The organism is Corallococcus silvisoli, assembly GCF_009909145.1.
GTDB classification, from domain to species: Bacteria; Myxococcota; Myxococcia; order Myxococcales; family Myxococcaceae; genus Corallococcus; species Corallococcus silvisoli.
In genome coordinates this window covers 1-1,669 of the sequence record NZ_JAAAPJ010000053.1, presented here as the reverse complement: position 1 = coordinate 1,669, position 1,669 = coordinate 1, and the positions used below count along the sequence as shown (strand labels likewise).

The following is a 1,669-nucleotide window of genomic DNA, read 5'->3' as shown; positions in this document are numbered from 1 at the left end:
GGAGTACAGCACGGACCTGTTCGACGAGCGGACAGTGCAGCGGTGGATGGAGGGTTTCGAGCGGGTGGTGAAGGCGCTGGTGGAGAAGCCAGAGCAGCGGGTGGGAGAGCTGGAGTGGATGGGCCCGGAGGAGAGGCGGCGGGTGGTGGAGGAGTGGAACCGGACGGGGAGGGAGTACGGGGGGAAGGAGGAGTGCGGGCACGAAGTCTTCGAGGCGAGCGCGGAGGCGAGGCCGCAGGCGGAGGCGGTGCGCACGGAGACGGAGGGGGTGAGCTACGGGGAGGTGGAGGAGAGGGCGAACCAGCTGGCGCACCACCTGAGAGGGCTGGGAGTGGGGCCGGAGGTGAGGGTGGGGTTGATGGTGGAGCGCTCGGTGGAGTGGGTGGTGGGGATGATGGGGGTGCTGAAGGCGGGAGGAGCGTTCGTCCCGGTGGACGTGACGCAGCCCGCGTTGCGAGTGGGGGCGCTGCTGGAAGAGGCGGGCGTGGCGGTGGTGCTGACGCGCGAGGCGTTGGCGGATGAGCTGCCCACGGGGAACGCGGTGCTGGTGCTGCTGGACGCGGACGCGAGGCAGATAGCGAAGCAGCCGAAGACGCGGGTGGGGAAGCGGGTGGCGCCGGAGAGCCTGGCGTACGTGCTCTTCACGTCAGGGAGTACAGGCAAGCCGAAGGGCGTGATGGTGCGCCACGGGGGCCTGGCGAACATGGCGCGCGCGGTGGCGGAGGCGCACGGAGTGAAGGCGGAGGACGGGGTGCTGCAGTACGCGTCGCCGGGCTTCGACGCGTCGGTGGCGGAAGTCTTCTCGACGCTGGCGGCGGGAGCGCGGCTGTGCGTGGCGCGAAGAGAGGCGCTGCTGCCAGGAGGAGGGCTGGAGGGGACGGTGAAGAGGATGGGAGCGACGGTGGTGACGCTGACGCCGTCGGTGTTGGGGCAGGTGGAGGAGGGGGGGCTGGAGGGAGTGAGGACGCTGATTTCAGCGGGAGAGGCGTGCCCGCCGGGGTTGGTGAGCAAGTGGAAGCAGGGCGGGCGGAGGATGTTGAACGGGTACGGCCCGACGGAAGTGACGGTGTGCGCGAGCGTGGCGGGGGAGGTGAAGGCGGAGCGAGTGACGGTGGGCAAGCCGCTGGGGAACGTGCGGCTGTACGTGTTGGACGGGGGGCAGAGGGCGGTGGGGGTGGGGGTGGTGGGGGAGTTGTACGTGGGAGGAGCGGGGCTTGCGCGAGGGTACCTGGGGCAGGCGGGGCTGACGGCGGAGCGCTTCGTGCCGGACGGGCTGAGTGGGGAGGCAGGAGGGAGGCTGTACCGGACGGGGGACATGGCGAGGTGGGGAGAGGACGGGGAGGTGGAGTACGTGGGCCGGCGCGACGGGCAGGTGAAGGTGCGCGGCATGAGGTTGGAGGTGGGGGAAGTGGAGGGGGTGCTGGGGACGCACCCGGGAGTGAAGCAGGCGGCGGTGGTGGGGAGGGTGGAGGGTGGGGGGACGAAGCTGTGGGCGTACGTGGTGGGAGAGGCGGAGGCGGGGCCGCTGAGGGAGTGGATGAGGGAGCGGGTGCCGGAGCACATGGTGCCGGTGGCGTACGGGAAGCTGGAGGCGCTGCCGCTGACGCCGAGCGGGAAGGTGGACCGGGCGAAGCTGCCCGCGCTGAGCGCCGATGCCACGCCGCGCACG

General features: G+C 71.5%; 1 protein-coding gene. It reads left to right on the top strand.

Annotation, left to right across the window (positions count from 1 at the left end):
* On the top strand, nucleotides 1–1,669 hold a 1,669-nt coding region (locus GTY96_RS37010), incomplete at both ends, for a non-ribosomal peptide synthetase (protein ID WP_161667170.1).